Source organism: Candidatus Pelagibacter sp. uisw_091 (assembly GCF_059512525.1).
Window position 1 is genome coordinate 1247782 of record NZ_CM183455.1, and the last position, 15071, is coordinate 1262852.

Annotated in this window: 14 protein-coding genes; 8 read left to right on the forward strand and 6 right to left on the reverse strand. The window is 28.9% G+C overall.

The features are described 5' to 3' along the window. Positions 1 to 35: 35 nt before the first annotated feature. Genes dnaJ through AC5YGA_RS06775 form a run of 3 tightly spaced genes read right to left on the reverse strand, consistent with a single transcriptional unit; the run spans position 36 to position 3846 of the window. Positions 36 to 1157, reverse strand: a complete 1122-nt coding sequence (dnaJ, locus tag AC5YGA_RS06765) for a molecular chaperone DnaJ (RefSeq protein ID WP_415308376.1) — start codon at positions 1155 to 1157, stop codon at positions 36 to 38. Between the two features lie 32 nt (positions 1158 to 1189). Then, entirely contained in the window at positions 1190 to 3151 is a 1962-nt protein-coding gene (gene dnaK / locus AC5YGA_RS06770; RefSeq protein ID WP_415308378.1) for a molecular chaperone DnaK, read from the reverse strand. A 59-nt stretch (positions 3152 to 3210) separates the two neighbouring features. Further along, on the reverse strand, positions 3211 to 3846 hold the full coding sequence (locus tag AC5YGA_RS06775; protein WP_415308379.1) for a nucleotide exchange factor GrpE: 636 nt from the start codon (positions 3844 to 3846) through the stop codon (positions 3211 to 3213). A 36-nt stretch (positions 3847 to 3882) separates the two neighbouring features. On the opposite strand from AC5YGA_RS06775, the gene rdgB reads away from it, so the two are divergent. Then, positions 3883 to 4485, forward strand: coding sequence for an RdgB/HAM1 family non-canonical purine NTP pyrophosphatase (gene rdgB, locus AC5YGA_RS06780; protein ID WP_415308380.1), 603 nt, complete (start codon positions 3883 to 3885; stop codon positions 4483 to 4485). Here rdgB and AC5YGA_RS06785 read toward each other — a convergent pair. Next, the gene (locus tag AC5YGA_RS06785; protein ID WP_415308382.1) at positions 4469 to 5620 is read right to left on the reverse strand and encodes an ABC transporter substrate-binding protein; all 1152 of its coding nucleotides are present in this window, start codon (positions 5618 to 5620) and stop codon (positions 4469 to 4471) included. The genes rdgB and AC5YGA_RS06785 overlap by 17 nt on opposite strands. A gap of 32 nt (positions 5621 to 5652) precedes the next feature. Between AC5YGA_RS06785 and rsmI the strand changes: the two genes are divergently transcribed. Both rsmI and AC5YGA_RS06795 read left to right on the forward strand, forming a co-directional pair. Next, positions 5653 to 6516, forward strand: a complete 864-nt coding sequence (rsmI, locus tag AC5YGA_RS06790; protein WP_415308384.1) for a 16S rRNA (cytidine(1402)-2'-O)-methyltransferase — start codon at positions 5653 to 5655, stop codon at positions 6514 to 6516. After that, complete coding sequence (locus AC5YGA_RS06795) at positions 6506 to 7099, forward strand: BON domain-containing protein (protein WP_415308385.1); 594 nt, start codon at positions 6506 to 6508, stop codon at positions 7097 to 7099. The genes rsmI and AC5YGA_RS06795 overlap by 11 nt, the downstream gene beginning before the upstream one ends. Here the strand turns inward: AC5YGA_RS06795 and AC5YGA_RS06800 are convergent. Then, positions 7096 to 9381, reverse strand: a complete 2286-nt coding sequence (locus AC5YGA_RS06800; RefSeq protein ID WP_415308387.1) for an NADP-dependent malic enzyme — start codon at positions 9379 to 9381, stop codon at positions 7096 to 7098. The genes AC5YGA_RS06795 and AC5YGA_RS06800 overlap by 4 nt on opposite strands. A 50-nt stretch (positions 9382 to 9431) precedes the next feature. Here AC5YGA_RS06800 and murJ point away from each other — a divergent pair, with 50 nt between their 5' ends. Genes murJ through AC5YGA_RS06820 form a run of 4 tightly spaced genes read left to right on the forward strand, consistent with a single transcriptional unit; the run spans position 9432 to position 13674 of the window. Continuing rightward, entirely contained in the window at positions 9432 to 10955 is a 1524-nt protein-coding gene (murJ, locus tag AC5YGA_RS06805; protein ID WP_496169995.1) for a murein biosynthesis integral membrane protein MurJ, read from the forward strand. 1 nt (position 10956) lies between these two features. Beyond that, entirely contained in the window at positions 10957 to 11958 is a 1002-nt protein-coding gene (gene trpS, locus AC5YGA_RS06810; RefSeq protein WP_415308389.1) for a tryptophan--tRNA ligase, read from the forward strand. A 52-nt stretch (positions 11959 to 12010) separates the two neighbouring features. Next, positions 12011 to 12553 (forward strand): NifU family protein, encoded by a 543-nt coding sequence (locus AC5YGA_RS06815; protein ID WP_415308391.1) that lies wholly within the window; start codon positions 12011 to 12013, stop codon positions 12551 to 12553. Positions 12554 to 12555: 2 nt separating this feature from the next. Then, positions 12556 to 13674, forward strand: coding sequence for a glucosaminidase domain-containing protein (locus AC5YGA_RS06820; protein ID WP_415308393.1), 1119 nt, complete (start codon positions 12556 to 12558; stop codon positions 13672 to 13674). Here the strand turns inward: AC5YGA_RS06820 and AC5YGA_RS06825 are convergent. Beyond that, positions 13671 to 14732, reverse strand: a complete 1062-nt coding sequence (locus AC5YGA_RS06825; protein ID WP_415308395.1) for a polysaccharide deacetylase family protein — start codon at positions 14730 to 14732, stop codon at positions 13671 to 13673. The two genes, AC5YGA_RS06820 and AC5YGA_RS06825, sit on opposite strands and share 4 nt — an antisense overlap. Between AC5YGA_RS06825 and AC5YGA_RS06830 the strand changes: the two genes are divergently transcribed. Next, on the forward strand, positions 14680 to 15066 hold the full coding sequence (locus tag AC5YGA_RS06830) for a peptidase M22 (protein ID WP_415308397.1): 387 nt from the start codon (positions 14680 to 14682) through the stop codon (positions 15064 to 15066). The two genes, AC5YGA_RS06825 and AC5YGA_RS06830, sit on opposite strands and share 53 nt — an antisense overlap. Positions 15067 to 15071 lie beyond the last annotated feature (5 nt).

The following is a 15071-nucleotide window of genomic DNA, read 5'->3' on the forward strand; positions in this document are numbered from 1 at the left end:
TAGAAAATATTAACCTTTTTTGGTTAATTAGTCTTTTAGTTTTTCCAAAAACTTTTAGCTTTTTGAAAGAACTTTTTAATACTTGGATTTGATTTTTCATTTTCTATTTCTCTAAATTTTTCAAGTAACTCTTTTTGCTCTTTATTTAGTGAAATTGGAACTTCGGTATTGACCTGAACATAAAGGTCTCCATTTCCACTTCCTCGCATGTAAGGCATTCCTTTTCCTTTTAGTCTAAATTGTTTTCCATTTTGAGTTCCATCAGGTATTTTAATTTTTGCCCTACCACCATCAATTGTTGGTATTTCAATTGTAGTACCTAGTGCAGCATCAGCAATTGATATAGGAAATTCAAAAAATAAATTTTCATCAGATCTTTTAAATAAATCATGAGAGTGAACATTAATAAATAAATATAAATCTCCACTAGCTCCACCCTTGGTGCCAGCTTCTCCTTTGCCAGCCAATCTTATTCTAGTTCCGTCATCAACACCCTTTGGTATTGTTACTGATATTTTTTTTGAAGCCTGTTTGTTGCCTTGACCGTTACAGTCAGTACATGGATTAGTAATTTCTTCTCCAGTTCCTTGACATTGAGGACAAGTTTGTTGAACTGTAAAAAAACCTTGATTAGATCTTACTTTACCGTTCCCACCACAAACTGTACATCTGTCTGGAGAGTGACCAGGCTTAGAACCATTTCCTTTACACAATGTACATTTTTCAGTCGTTGAAAATTTTATATCTTGCTTTTTACCTTCATACGCCTCTCTAAGAGAAATTGATAAATCATATCTTAAATCAGAACCTCTATTATTTGTTTTTCGCCCTCTCGACCTACCACCTCCGCCAAAGTCACCAAAAAAATCCTCAAAAATATCTGAAAAATCAGCTCCACCGAAGCCACCACCCTGTCTCGAACCCCCTCCACCCTCAAAAGCAGCATGGCCAAAATTATCATAGTTTTGTTTTTTCCCCGCATCAGAAAGAATACCGTATGCCTCACCAGCTTCTTTAAATTTGTCTTCGGAAGTTTTATCTCCAGGGTTTTTATCAGGGTGATGTTTTACTGCTAGTTTTCTGTATGCAGATTTTAATTCTTCAGGGCTTGCATTTTTGCTAACACCTAAAACGTCATAAAAATCTCTTTTAGCCATAAGTTAGTCTAAGATGATAGTTGTTTTAAGTATTAAGCACTTTTTTCTTTATTTTCTTCTTTTTTATCCTCTTTTGTTTCTTCTTTACCTTCTTCTTTTACTTCCTCAAAATCTGCATCAACTACGTTGTCATCTTTTTTTGTTTCATTATTCTCATCACCATCTTTAGGTGAACCTTCTTTTTTTTCTTGAGATTTGTAGATAGCTTCACCAAGTTTCATAGAAGCCTGAACTAAAACTTCTGTTTTCTTTTTAATATTTTCAGTATCAGTTCCTTTTATAGCTTCTTTCAAATCAGTTGACGCATCTTCTATTGCTTTCTTTTCAGCGTCTGAAACTTTAGCACCATGTTCTTTTAAATTTTTTTCAGTTGAATGAATTAAGGTATCTGCTTGGTTTCTTGCATCTACAGATTCTCTTTTCTTTTTATCTTCATCTTTATTAGTCTCTGCATCTTTAACCATCTTTTCAATTTCCTCATCACTCAAGCCACCTGAAGCTTGGATTTGAATTTTTTGTTCTTTTCCAGTTCCCTTATCTTTTGCAGAAACACTAACAATTCCATTTGCATCAATATCAAAAGTTACTTCAATTTGAGGTACTCCTCTTGGAGCTGGTGCAATACCTATTAATTCAAAATTCCCCAACATTTTATTATCAGATGCCATCTCTCTTTCACCTTGAAGAACTCTTATTGATACAGCTGGTTGGTTGTCATCTGCTGTAGAAAAGACTTGGCTTTTTTTTGTTGGTATTGTTGTGTTTTTTTCAATTAATTTTGTTGATACTCCACCCAATGTTTCAATTCCAAGTGACAAAGGTGTTACATCTAAAAGAAGCACGTCTTTAACATCCCCCTGAAGAACACCTGCTTGAATTGCTGCACCCATTGCAACTACTTCATCAGGGTTTACACTTTTGTTTGGTTCCTTTCCAAAAAAATTTTTAACTTCAGCTAAAACTTTAGGCATTCTTGTCATTCCACCAACCATTACAACTTCATCAATTTCATTTGCAGTAAGACCCGCATCTTTTAGAGCTGTTTTACATGGTGGCAAAGTTCTTGAAATTAAATCTTCAACTAAAGCTTCTAATTTTGCTCTAGTCATTTTCAAATTAATATGCTTTGGACCCGTTTTGTCTGCAGTTATGAATGGTAAATTAACATCAGTTTGTTCAGCAGACGAAAGTTCTATTTTTGCTTTTTCAGCAGCCTCTTTTAACCTTTGAAGGGCTAGTTTATCAGTTTTTAAATCTATTCCATTATCTTTTTTGAACTCACCAACTAAGTAATCAACAATTGTGTTGTCAAAATCTTCTCCACCTAAAAATGTATCACCATTAGTAGATTTAACTTCAAATACACCATCACCTAATTCAAGAATAGAAACATCAAAAGTTCCTCCACCCAAGTCATATACAGCAATTTTTTTATTTTCTTTTTTCTTATCTAAACCATATGCTAATGAAGCAGCCGTTGGTTCATTTATAATTCTTAAAACTTCTAATCCCGCAATTTTACCAGCATCTTTTGTTGCTTGTCTTTGAGCATCGTTAAAGTAAGCAGGAACAGTTATCACAGCTTTAGTTACTTCTTGTCCCAAATATTTCTCAGCTGTTTCTTTCATTTTTATAAGAATGAAAGCTGATATTTGTGAAGGTGAATATTTTTCACCTTTTGCTTCAATCCAGGCATCCCCTTTTTCTGAGCTAACTATTTTAAAAGGTGCTGCTGCAATATCTTTTTTTACAGTAGGATCTTCAAAATTTCTCCCAATTAATCTTTTTACAGCAAAAATAGTATTTTCAGGGTTAGTTACCGCTTGTCTTTTTGCGGGTTGTCCAACAAGTTTTTCTCCATCATCAGTAAAAGCAACAACAGAAGGAGTTGTTCTTGCACCTTCTGCATTTTCTAAAACTTTAGGCTGACTACCTTCCATGATAGATACACACGAATTTGTTGTTCCTAAATCTATTCCAATAATTTTGCTCATAATTTAAATCCTACTCTTCATATAAGTGTTAATTTTTAATCTACAAGTTCTGACAAATATTATAAATTGTCTGAATTCTCCTTATTTTCCTCATTTTTTTCTGCTTTATTTGTTGTTTTTTTTGAAACTCCTACTAGAGATGGTCTAAGCAATCTATCTTTCATCATAAAACCTTTTTGAATCTCTTGAATAATGGTGCCTGGCTCTTTTTGATCATCTTCAATCTCGATCATTGCTTGGTGAAGATTTGGATCTAGTTTTTTACCAATCGAATCTAAAGGAGTAATCCCATTTTTTGATAAAATAGAAATCATATCTTTACTTATAATATCAAAATGCTCTAAAGTTTTTTTTAAAGCTTCTGAATTTTTCAAAATCTCATCACTCTCTAGTATCAGTTTTGACCTTTCCAAATTATCCACTAAGTTTAAAGTTTCTTTTGCAAAAGCAAAACCTCCATAATTAAAAGCATCTTCTCTTTCTTTTTCAAATCTTCTTCTCTGATTTTCCATTTCTGCGAAAGCCCTAGACAATTTATCTTGCAGTTCTAAAATTTTTTCTTCTGAAGTAATTTCGTTTGGCAGTTCTTTGCTTTCCGAAGCTCGAGATACAGAGTCATTGTCTAATTCTTCTGTTTTAATCTCTCCAGATTCATTATTTTGTGTTTCAAAATTAGTGTTTTGATCTTTTTCCATTGAGACTTATATGGTATGAAATTTGATAATTGCTAGATGTTAAAGAAAAAAATTACAAAAATATTAGTTGGTACCAACAATACTGGAAAATTAAGGGAAATTAAGGATTTATTGCCTAAAAACCTGAAAATTTACTCTACAGCTGACTTTAATATTAAAAGCCCCCCTGAAAATGGAAAAACTTTTAAAGAAAATTCTTTAATTAAAGCTAGATATTTTTCTAAAAAAGCAAAAATGATTTGCTTATCAGATGATTCAGGGCTGGAGATTGATATTTTAGATGGAGCTCCAGGTATCCATTCAGCTAGATGGGGTGGAAAAAAGGGAGATTTCATTAAGGCAATGAATAAAGTTTTTAAAGAATTAGATAAAAAAAACAGAAATTGGAAAACTGAAAAAATTAAAGCCAGATTCATTTGTGCTTTAACTATTTATGGACCCAATCAAAAAACTATAAATTCTATTGGTAAAATTGAAGGACATATTTCACCTTATATGAAAGGAAAAAATGGATTTGGTTATGATCCAATCTTTATACCTAAAGGAAAAAAAATCACGTTTGGAGAAATGAAAGTATCACAAAAATATAGGATAGATCATAGATTTAAAGCTTTTAAAAAAATTAAAAAATTTTTGTAAACTCATTATCTTCAACTTTATAAAAATTAAGAATATGGTTAATTTTATTATTTTTTATTTCAAAAATTCCAACCTTACCTTTAAATAAAGTTTTTTTAGTAAATATTTTTTCGTCCACAATTGAATTGTTTTGAAGTATCAAGTAATAAACTAGTCCAACTAAATCAAAACTTAAGAAAGATAATTGATTTGGATAATGATTAAATCTTTTAAAATATTCTGCTGAAAAATCTTCATAATTTTTTTTATTTATAGAAGGAAAATAAAGTGGTTGTGTGCTTGCTTCCCCGAGTAGAGATTTATCAAACCATTGATTTAGTGTTATGAAATATTTTTTTTTAGGTGAGATATCAGTATATAACAGGGAGGTTGTAACACTTTTTAGGCTTTCATCAAAATCTGCAATTATTATAGAGTCAAATCTAACACTGCCAAGAGTGTCTTTTTTTTTTAATTTTTCAATTAATTGCTCTTTATTGTTTTGATCTGATTTTTCTAATCTAACTATTTCATCATCAAGATTTTGTTTTCTCTTATCATATTGTGTTATTTTTTCTATTTGTTGAGTTAGCTTAGTAGGATCTGTATTGTAGACATAATTTTTTATTATCTTTATTTTAGAAACAGAAATAGCTTTCTTAATTTCATTTTTATAATTTACATCTGGAGTTAAAAAAATAGTTTTTTCTATTTCTTTTAACTTTAGAAATTTTTTAATGGTATTTAATTGTGAAGTTGCATTAATACCAGCATTAATAATATTTTTTGAAAAATTGTTATTTTTGTTTGTTAATGATAAAAAAGTTATATTAGCTAATTCATCAAGATAAATTAAATTTTCGTTAAAAACTGGACCAATAATTATTTTTATATCTAGTTTGGCTAATTCTTTTGCTGCCTTTAAAGTGCTTTCAGGATTAGATCGAGTATCTTTAGGAACAATTTGAATCGATAGGTTGTTTATTTTATTAATAGCTAGTCGTACAGATTTAACTATAGATTGACCTATCTCAGAATTTTTACCCGTTAAAGGAACAAGCAATCCAATTTTGATTTTTTCACTAGCAATGATTTCTGCTGTTGAAAGTGAAAAAGTTAAAGTTAAAAGTAATATAATTTTAATAATTTTCTTCATTTTAATGATATTATTATAACGATTATATTGTGATGATTCTACATACTGAAGATAAAAATAATAAAATTAAAAGTGGCCTTTATATTGTTGCCACTCCAATTGGAAATTTAAGTGATATTACTTTAAGAGCCATAGATGTCCTAAAAAAATCAGATTATATACTGTGTGAAGATACTCGAACTTCAAAAAATTTATTAGACAAGTATGAAATTAAATCAAAGTTAATTTCGAATCACAAATTTAATGAAAAAAAGAATCTATCTAAAATAATAAATATTTTAAAATTAGACTGTGTTATCTCGTTAATTTCTGATGCGGGAACTCCTTCAATTTCTGACCCTGGAAAAATATTAATTAATGAGTGTGTGATAAATAATATTAACATTTTTCCAATATCTGGTGCATCAGCTGTTTCAACTGCTATTTCTATTAGTGGTTTTAGTGAAAAATATTTTTTTTATGGATTCTTTCCTGAAAAAAATAAAAAGTTAAAAGAAGATTTTGAAAAATTAGCAAATTTAAATAGCTGTATTATTTTTTTTATTTCTCCACGAAAATTTAATAAATCTGTAAAGGAAATTAAGTATCATTTTTCAGGGAGAAAAATTTTGATATGTAGAGAGATGACAAAATTTTATGAGGAGTATAGTAGATTAGATATTGATGATCTTGAGCCTTTTAAGTCTGATCCAAAAGGGGAAATAACAATTGTTATTTCTGAAAAACTTAAAGAAAAAAATCCTTCGATAATCTTGAAAGAATCTGATAAAAAAAATATTCAAAAAATGATTAAAAAACTAAGCATTAAAGACATTACTGATTTAATTAGTCAAAATACTAATGTACCCAAAAAAGAAATTTATAATTACTGTTTAAAACTAAAAAATGAAAAGTAGAATTTTTTTAATAAGTTTAATTTTTTTGATCTTCACAGGATGTGTGGGAATAAGTTCAAAAGGTATTTTCGGAACAGGAGTTAGTGTTGCTTTAGACCCAAGATCTTTAGGAACTCAAATAGATGATTCTGTAATGCAAAAAAATTTAGCAGCAAGATTAGCACTAAGAGATAAAAATCATTTATTATCTGTAAGTACAAAAGTTTTAGATGGTAGAATTTTCTTAACAGGAAAAGTTGATGATCCAGAAGAAAAACTTCAAATTACAAAATTAGCATGGGAAACTAAAGGGACTAGATCAGTTAAAAATGATATTAAATTAAAAGAAGATTTTAATTTTAAACAATCAGCAAAAGATTTGTTGATAACTTCTCAATTGCGTACGGCCCTAATATTTAATAAAAAAATTAAGGCAACAAATTATCAAATAGACACTTATAAGAAAAAAATATTTATTTATGGAATTTCTTTAACAAATGATGAAAGAAAAGAAGTGATAAGTGAAGCTAAAGAAATACTGGATGTTGTAGACGTTATAGCAAGTATAGTTTTAGTTGAGGATTTAAGAATTCAAAAAAATTAATTTTTTTCATAGTCAATCACATCAGCAGAATAAGCCGCAACTGAAGCTAGATTAATTATTTCTGATGTAGAAGATCTTAATGGTGCTATTTCAATTGGTTGACCTAATCCAATTAATAGAGGTCCAATCACTTTTGTATCACCTAAGCTTTTCATCATTTTATATGAAATCGCAGCACTATGTTGTCCTGGCATTACTAAGATATTTGCATTACCAACAATGCTTGAGAAAGGATAAAGTTCTTTATATTCCTCATTTAAAGCAACATCAGGCTGCATGTCACCATCAAAATCAAAATCTACATTTTTATTTTTTAAAATTTCAACAGCTCTTTTTATATGTTTGGTTCTACTTGTGAGAGGTTGGCCAAACGTTGAATGAGAAACAAAGGCAACTTTTGGAATAAAGCCAAACATTTTAACTACTCTTGCAGCAGATATGGCAATTTCAGCAAGCTCTTCTGAACTTGGATATTCGTTAACACTAGTATCTCCAACAAAAATAGTTTTTCCTTTTGCAATAACCATATTTAACCCAAACATGATCTCTCCTGGTCTAGCTTTTATAACTTGTGTAACCTTTTCAAAAGATGCTCCAAATCTCCTAGTGTTGCCAGTTACAGCTCCATCAGCATCACCACATGCCACCATACAAGATGCCCATATAACCCTATCATTTCTTACAAGCCTATCACAGTCTCTTTCTAAAAGACCTTGTTCTCTTTGCATTTTTTTGAATAGATAATTAACATATTTTTCCCGTTTTTTAGAGTCTGTTGAATTTATTATTTCAATGCCAAAATGATCATCGTAACCAATCTCTTTTATTCTTTCTATAATTTTTTCTTTCTTACCAACTAAAATTGGAATTCCTAACTTTGAATTTTTAAATGCAATTGCTGCTTTAAGAGTATTTTTGTCTTCACCATCTGCAAAAACAATTTTTTTTTGATTTTTTTTAATATAAGAATTAATACCCTGCATAATTGTAACTGACGGATTAAGTCTTTGCTTGAGTTGTTCTTTATAAACTTCAAAATCATTAATATCTTTTCTAGCAACACCACTATTCATTGCAGCCTTTGCAACTGCGGCAGGAATCACACTAATTAATCTTGGATCAAAAGTGGATGGAATTATATAATCTTTCCCATAATGAGGTCTATCACCACCCATAGCTGCAACCACTTCATCAGGAACATCTTCCCTTGTAAGCTTTGCTATAGCATCTGCCGCAGCTACTTTCATTTCTTCATTAATAGTTTTTGCCCTAACATCAAGAGCTCCTCTAAAAACATAAGGAAACCCAATTAAATTATTTACTTGATTGGGATAATCCGATCTTCCTGTAGCAATAATAGCATCATCTCTAACTTCTTGTATTTCTTCAGGAGTAATCTCAGGATCAGGGTTAGCACAAGCAAAAATTATAGGGTTTTTTGCCATTTTTTTTACCATATCTTTTGAGAGAGCACCTTTCACAGAAAGTCCTAAAAAAACATCAGCACCACTAATTGCTTCATCTAATGTTCTAAATTTTGTTTCAGCAGCATGTGATGATTTCCATTGGTTTAATCCTTCTCTGCCCTGATAGATTACCCCTGATCTATCTACCATAATTATATTTTTTTGAGGAACACCACTATTTTTAAATAAATTAGTACAAGCCATTGCAGATGCACCAGCACCATTCACAACAACTTTAATTTTGTTAATAGATTTACCAGATATATCTAGGGCATTAATTAATGCAGCAGTTGTAATAATTGCTGTGCCATGTTGGTCGTCATGAAAAACAGGAATATCTAAAATTTCTTTTAATTTATCTTCAATAATAAAACAATCTGGAGCAGCTATATCTTCTAAGTTTATTCCTCCAAAACTGCATGCAAAATTTTTTATACTATTTATAATCTCATTAGAATCTTTAGAATCAATTTCTAAATCAATAGAATCAATATCTGCAAACCTTTTAAATAGAACTGCTTTTCCTTCCATAACTGGTTTTGAGGCTAGAGCACCTAAATCGCCCATACCTAAAATTGCTGAGCCATTACTAATAACAGCAACAAGGTTTCCTTTTGAAGTATAATCATATGCGGAATCTGGGTTTTCTGCAATTGCTCTAACTGGTACAGCAACACCTGGAGAATAGGCTAAAGCTAGATCTCTCTTTGTAGTCATTGGTTTAGAAGAATTGATCTCAATTTTTCCAGGTTTATTTCTGGAGTGGAAATCTAAAGCTTCCTTATCAGTATAATGGTCTATTTTTGTTTTTTTCATTTATGTTAATTAGATATACAAATGGAGCAAATTTAAGACTAATATGATTTATGAACCTAATTAAGTCAACAGGCACATTTAGTTTTTTTACAATAATAAGTAGATTATTGGGCTATGTTAGAGACATATTGATAGCCCTGTTTCTTGGTGCAGGCCCTTTGGCAGATGCTTTCTTCGTTGCATTTAGGATTCCAAATACCTTTAGAAGATTATTTTCAGAAGGAACATTTAATGCAGCATTTGTACCCAGCTATTCATCACTACTAGATAATAAAAAAAAGTCACAAAAATTTGCAAATAAAATTTTTACTTTACTTTTAATAGGATTATTTTTTTTAGTTCTTGTTATTGAGATAATGATGCCACTATTTGTCTTTATGATAGCGCCAGGTTTTGAAGGCGATCATCAAAAAATGGAATTAGCTGTAACTTTGACAAGAATTACATTTCCGTTCTTATTATTTATTAGCTTGGCATCTTTTTTTTCTGCTATTTTAAATTCTCATAATAAATTTGCCATCGCGTCAGCTGCACCTATAATTTTAAATATTCTTTTAATTGGAGTATTGTTCTTTGGAAAAATTTTAAATGATCAATTAGTATACTATCTGTCTTATGCGGTAACTATCTCAGGTATCTTTCAGTTTATTTTCTTATACTTTTTTGTTAAAAAAAACTTTTCTCCAAAAATTGATTTTGTATTTAAAATTGATAATAAAATTAAACTTTTTTTTCAAAAATTGCTTCCTAGTATTTTTTCTTCTGGTGTTACTCAGATAAATATTTTAGTAGGGACAATCATTGCATCTTTCCAAGCTAGTGCAGTATCATATCTTTATTATGCGGATAGAATTTATCAAATAAATCTTGCTATTGCAGGAATTGCAATAGGTACAATAATACTTCCTCAACTATCCAAGTATGTTCAGAGTAATAAAAAAAAAATAAACCTGATTCAAAATAAAGCGCTAGAGTTAAGTCTATTTTTAAGTATTCCTGCAGCAATAGCATTGATTATTGCTTCTGAAGAAATCATATCTTCTTTATTTGGATATGGTTCTTTCGATGAACTAAGTGTTAAAAATTCAGCAAAAGCTTTATTCTATTTTGCAATTGGATTACCAGCATTTTCTCTTATTAAAGTTTTTTCGGCTTTCTTTTTCGCACATCATAATACTAAAGTACCTTTCTATATTTCTTTAATTTCTGTTTTATTGAATGTGTTTATTAGTATTATTTTTTTTAAGGAAGTTGGTTTTATAATTATACCAATAGCAACTACAATATCATCTTGGTTTAATGCTTTTTTATTATTTATTTTTTTAAAAATAAATAATTTATTTAGTTTTAATCCAGTGTTTATAAATAGGTTTGTTAAAATTTTATTAGCTTCAGTATTAATGGGAATGTTTTTTAATTATGTAATTCATTTTTTTAATGACAAGTTGCTTTACGAGGCAAACTTTAAAGCTATTTATCTAATAGGTACAGTTGTATTAGGCATAATATTTTATCTTTTGATTGCAATTTTAATCAAGGCTTTTAAAAGAAGTGATATTAATTTAAACTATTAACATGTTTAAAAAAATTTTTTCAGGCGTCCAACCAACAGGAAACCTTCATCTAGGAAATTATCTTGGTGCAATTAAGAACTTTGTTGAGCTCCAGAATGATAAAGGAAATGAATGCATTTTTTGTGTTGTGGATCTTCACGCAATTACAGTTAAACAAGATCCTAAAGAATTAAAAAAAAATATAAGAGAAACCACAGCCACATTTATTGCATGTGGAATTGATCCAACTCAAAGTATAATCTTTAATCAATCAATGGTTCCTGCACATTCGGAGGCTGCATGGATTTTAAGTTGTGTTTCAAGAATAGGATGGCTCAATAGAATGACTCAATTTAAAGAAAAAGCTGGTAAAGATAAAGAAAAAGCTAGCATTGGTCTTTATTCTTACCCAGTTCTAATGGCGGCAGATATTTTGCTCTATGACGCAACACATGTTCCAGTTGGAGATGATCAAAAACAACACTTAGAACTTTGTAGAGATATAGCGCAAAAATTTAACAACGATTTTAATGTTAAAGATTTTCTAAAAGTACCAGAGCCTATGATACAAAAAAAATTTTCTAGAATTATGAGTCTTAAAGATGGAATAAAAAAGATGAGTAAATCAGATCCTTCAGATTTAAGTAGGGTTAATCTTACGGACAATAAAGAAGAAATATTAAATAAGATAAAAAAAGCAAAAACAGACCCATTACCATTACCTGAAGAACTTAAAAATTTGACTGAAAGACCTGAGGCAGAAAATTTATTAGGTATTTATTCAAGTTTGAAAAGTCAAGATTTAGAGAATTCTATTAATGAATTTAGTGGAAAAAATTTTTCTGAATTTAAAAAAAGATTATCAGAAGCACTAATTGATAAAATTGAGCCAATTTCAAAAGAGATTAAAAAATTATTAGGTGATGAAAAGTATTTAGATTCAATTTTATTAGATGGATCTAATAAAGCAGACAAAATTGCTTCAAAAAAAATTAAAGAAATGAAAGAATTGGTAGGTTTTTAGCTAAATATATTAATTAGTTTAAATTTAGATATTTACCTTTATATATAAATATATGTTTGTTCAAATCGAAATAACACCAAATCCTAATTCTCTTAAATTTTTGCCAGGTAAAAATGTGTCTAATAGTGGCTCTTTTGAAGTTACAAAAAAAGAGGAAACAGACAATGAGTTAGTAAGAAATATTTTATCCATCAATGGTGTAACTGGAGTGTTTTTAGGACAAGATTTTTTATCTATCAATAAAAAAGATGAAACAACTTGGGAAGATATTAAACATATAGCTATTTCACTAATTAATGATTTTTATGCCACTGGAAAAGAATTTGTTATTGCAAACGAATTATTTGAAGAAAAAAAGGAAGAGTTAAATGAAATTGAAAAAAAGATTATAAGTATTCTTGAGACAAAAATTAGACCTGCTGTAGCTAAAGATGGTGGAGATATAAAGTTTAAAGAATTTAAAAATGGTATTGTTAAGGTAGAATTACAAGGTAGTTGCTCTGGGTGTCCAAGTTCAACTATGACTCTCAAGCAAGGTGTTCAAAATCTTTTGTGTCATTATTTACCTGAGGTAAAAGAAGTGGTTGCAATATAATCATGAAAAAAAATAAATTTTCAATTTCTGAAATAAAGAAATATTTAAAAAAAAAAGGTTTCATAATAAGAAAAAAAAAACATAATGAACATAATGAAAATAATTTTGGGCCTATAGCAAGAACCCTTTTGTCGAGCTTAGTAATTATTTCAGTATTTTCCGTTACACCATTCGTTATTAATTTTTCAAAGGAAAGAATGAGCTATTCTAAAGCTACTGAAAATGATTCAAAAAATAAATTAGAGACTTTGCTGGAAAATAAGAGTCAAAAACTTGATAGTGAAGTAAATAACAAATTTTTATTTGAGGATATATTAATTTTTGATGAACTTCCTATTGACACTGTCAGATTGAGCGCTTCCACAATTGAAGAGATATTTAAATCAACTAACTATAATTTAGAAGATGTTAGAAAAACTAAATTAGTTAAACCAATTTCTTTAACATTATTACCACATGAAATAAAAAAAATTGAGAACTCAAAGAAAAGAAAAAATTTATTTATTCAAATTATTTTACCATTAGTAATTAAAGAAAATAATAATATCAAATTAGATAGAAAAAAACTTTTTAGTATTTTAAATAAAAGTAAAAACACTAAACTAGAAAAAAATTGGTTAAATTCAAAATTTAAGCAATACGGTGTATTAAATAGAGATTTACCAACATTAAAAATTAGAATGGATGAAGTTCCAACCTCAATGGCTATTGCACAAGCAGCAAAAGAAACTGGTTGGGGTACATCGAGGTTTGCACAAGAAGGTAATGCATTATTTGGCCAATGGACTTGGTCTGGTGAGGGAATAAAACCTTCAGATGCAGATGGGAGCAGCACACATAAAGTTATGAAATTTAAAGTGTTGCAAGCTTCAGTTAGGGCTTATCAAAGAAACCTAAATACACACTCCTCTTATAAAGATTTTAGGAGTGCTAGAGCTGAAATGAGAGATCAAGGAAACAAATTAGACAGTATGATTCTCACCACATATCTGGACAAATATGCAGAGACAGGAAAAGAATATGTTAGAGTTTTACAACAAATAATAAAACAAAATAATCTAGTAGATTTTGATGATGCAAAGTTGCTTCCCTCAAGTATTGATTTGGAGAGTTTAATTTAATTCTGTTTTACAGAGAACTGAACTCCAAACCACCTCCATACTCCATCATCATTAAGGGAACAGTTTATTCTTCCTCTCCTAAAATTAAATTTATCTCTAAAATTCAATTTTAGCGTGTTTTGATTAAAATTGATAATAGATTTTTTCCATTTGTTTCCTTCGTCAGAAAAACAATTTATATTTTTTATGTTTTTTTGTTCTTCAAAAAATTCTACTAAAAATTTTGGAGGATTGTTATTATTTGTTAAATATTTTTCATCTGGATGTAAAACTTTATATTGCAAAGGATAAAGATTTATTAAGAATTCAAATCTTTTTAGATCACCATATTTTTCATTAATTGGAAATCTTGGTAATTCATATCGATCTTTGTTAATGTCAATTACCCCAGAATGTTGCCCAAAAGAAAATTTAAAATTTTTGGAAATATATTCTTTTATAATTGTGCTATATTCTCCAAAAGGGTAAGAAAAATAAATAGGATTATATCCTAGTTTCTCTTTAAAGATTGAAGATGAGGTGTCAATATCACTCATAAAGTCTTGATTTTTTAGGCCTACTAAATAATCATGTGTATGAGAATGATTACCTATATATACTGCACTTTCCGTTTCTAATTCTTTAATTTGATTCCAAGTCATATATCCATTTTTCCCAACAGATTCAGTTGAAACAAAAAGAATAAATGGAATTTTTTCTTTTTTTAAATAGGGCCAGGCAAACTCATAAAATGAAGAGAACGCATCATCTATAGTTATAAGTATTTTCTTTTCTATTTTTGCAGTGTGAAAATTTTTTTCTAAATCTTTGGGGTCATAAAAATTATACTTTAAGTTTTTAATTATTTGCATTTGCTGCTTAAATACATCCATTTGGATATTGGTTGAGGGGTATTTATTGTCATTAAATCTATGATACATCAATGAAAGAATGCCCTTATCGTCGTAATAATATTTGATATTCTTTTCTTCTGCTTTAGAATTAGAATTAAATAATAATATTATAATGAATAACTTAATAGTAGATGCTGCTAGAGATAAAATTTTTTTAACATTCATTGTTAGTGGAAATATTTATACTTGTAGTCATGAAAATAGTAAAATTAATTTTGAAAAATTAATGATCTTAATTAATGAGTTTTTAAAAAATAATAAAAGCTCTTTAGATGAAATAGGTGCTATTTATGTTAATAGAGGACCAGGCAGTTTTGCGGGTATTAGAAACTCTCTATCAACAATTAAAGCCTTGTTTTTAACTAAAAAAATTGACTATTATTGCTTTAGTTTTGATGATTTTAACGAATCTGAGACCAAAAAATATGTGGATGTGCCACAGTTGTGTAAAAAATATAAAATTAAAAAGAATTTGATTAATCCTATTTATTTAAGTTAAAATTA

Coding starts and splice junctions, on each gene's coding strand:
- AC5YGA_RS06795 (WP_415308385.1), top strand. CDS start 6,506: ATGAAAAGTAGAATTTTTTTAATAAGTTTAATTTTTTTGATCTTCACA.
- AC5YGA_RS06830 (WP_415308397.1), top strand. CDS start 14,680: ATGAATAACTTAATAGTAGATGCTGCTAGAGATAAAATTTTTTTAACA.
- AC5YGA_RS06800 (WP_415308387.1), bottom strand. CDS start 9,381: ATGAAAAAAACAAAAATAGACCATTATACTGATAAGGAAGCTTTAGAT.
- AC5YGA_RS06820 (WP_415308393.1), top strand. CDS start 12,556: ATGAAAAAAAATAAATTTTCAATTTCTGAAATAAAGAAATATTTAAAA.
- AC5YGA_RS06825 (WP_415308395.1), bottom strand. CDS start 14,732: ATGAATGTTAAAAAAATTTTATCTCTAGCAGCATCTACTATTAAGTTA.
- rsmI (WP_415308384.1), top strand. CDS start 5,653: ATGATTCTACATACTGAAGATAAAAATAATAAAATTAAAAGTGGCCTT.
- AC5YGA_RS06775 (WP_415308379.1), bottom strand. CDS start 3,846: ATGGAAAAAGATCAAAACACTAATTTTGAAACACAAAATAATGAATCT.
- murJ (WP_496169995.1), top strand. CDS start 9,432: ATGAACCTAATTAAGTCAACAGGCACATTTAGTTTTTTTACAATAATA.
- dnaJ (WP_415308376.1), bottom strand. CDS start 1,157: ATGGCTAAAAGAGATTTTTATGACGTTTTAGGTGTTAGCAAAAATGCA.
- trpS (WP_415308389.1), top strand. CDS start 10,957: ATGTTTAAAAAAATTTTTTCAGGCGTCCAACCAACAGGAAACCTTCAT.
- AC5YGA_RS06785 (WP_415308382.1), bottom strand. CDS start 5,620: ATGAAGAAAATTATTAAAATTATATTACTTTTAACTTTAACTTTTTCA.
- rdgB (WP_415308380.1), top strand. CDS start 3,883: ATGTTAAAGAAAAAAATTACAAAAATATTAGTTGGTACCAACAATACT.
- dnaK (WP_415308378.1), bottom strand. CDS start 3,151: ATGAGCAAAATTATTGGAATAGATTTAGGAACAACAAATTCGTGTGTA.
- AC5YGA_RS06815 (WP_415308391.1), top strand. CDS start 12,011: ATGTTTGTTCAAATCGAAATAACACCAAATCCTAATTCTCTTAAATTT.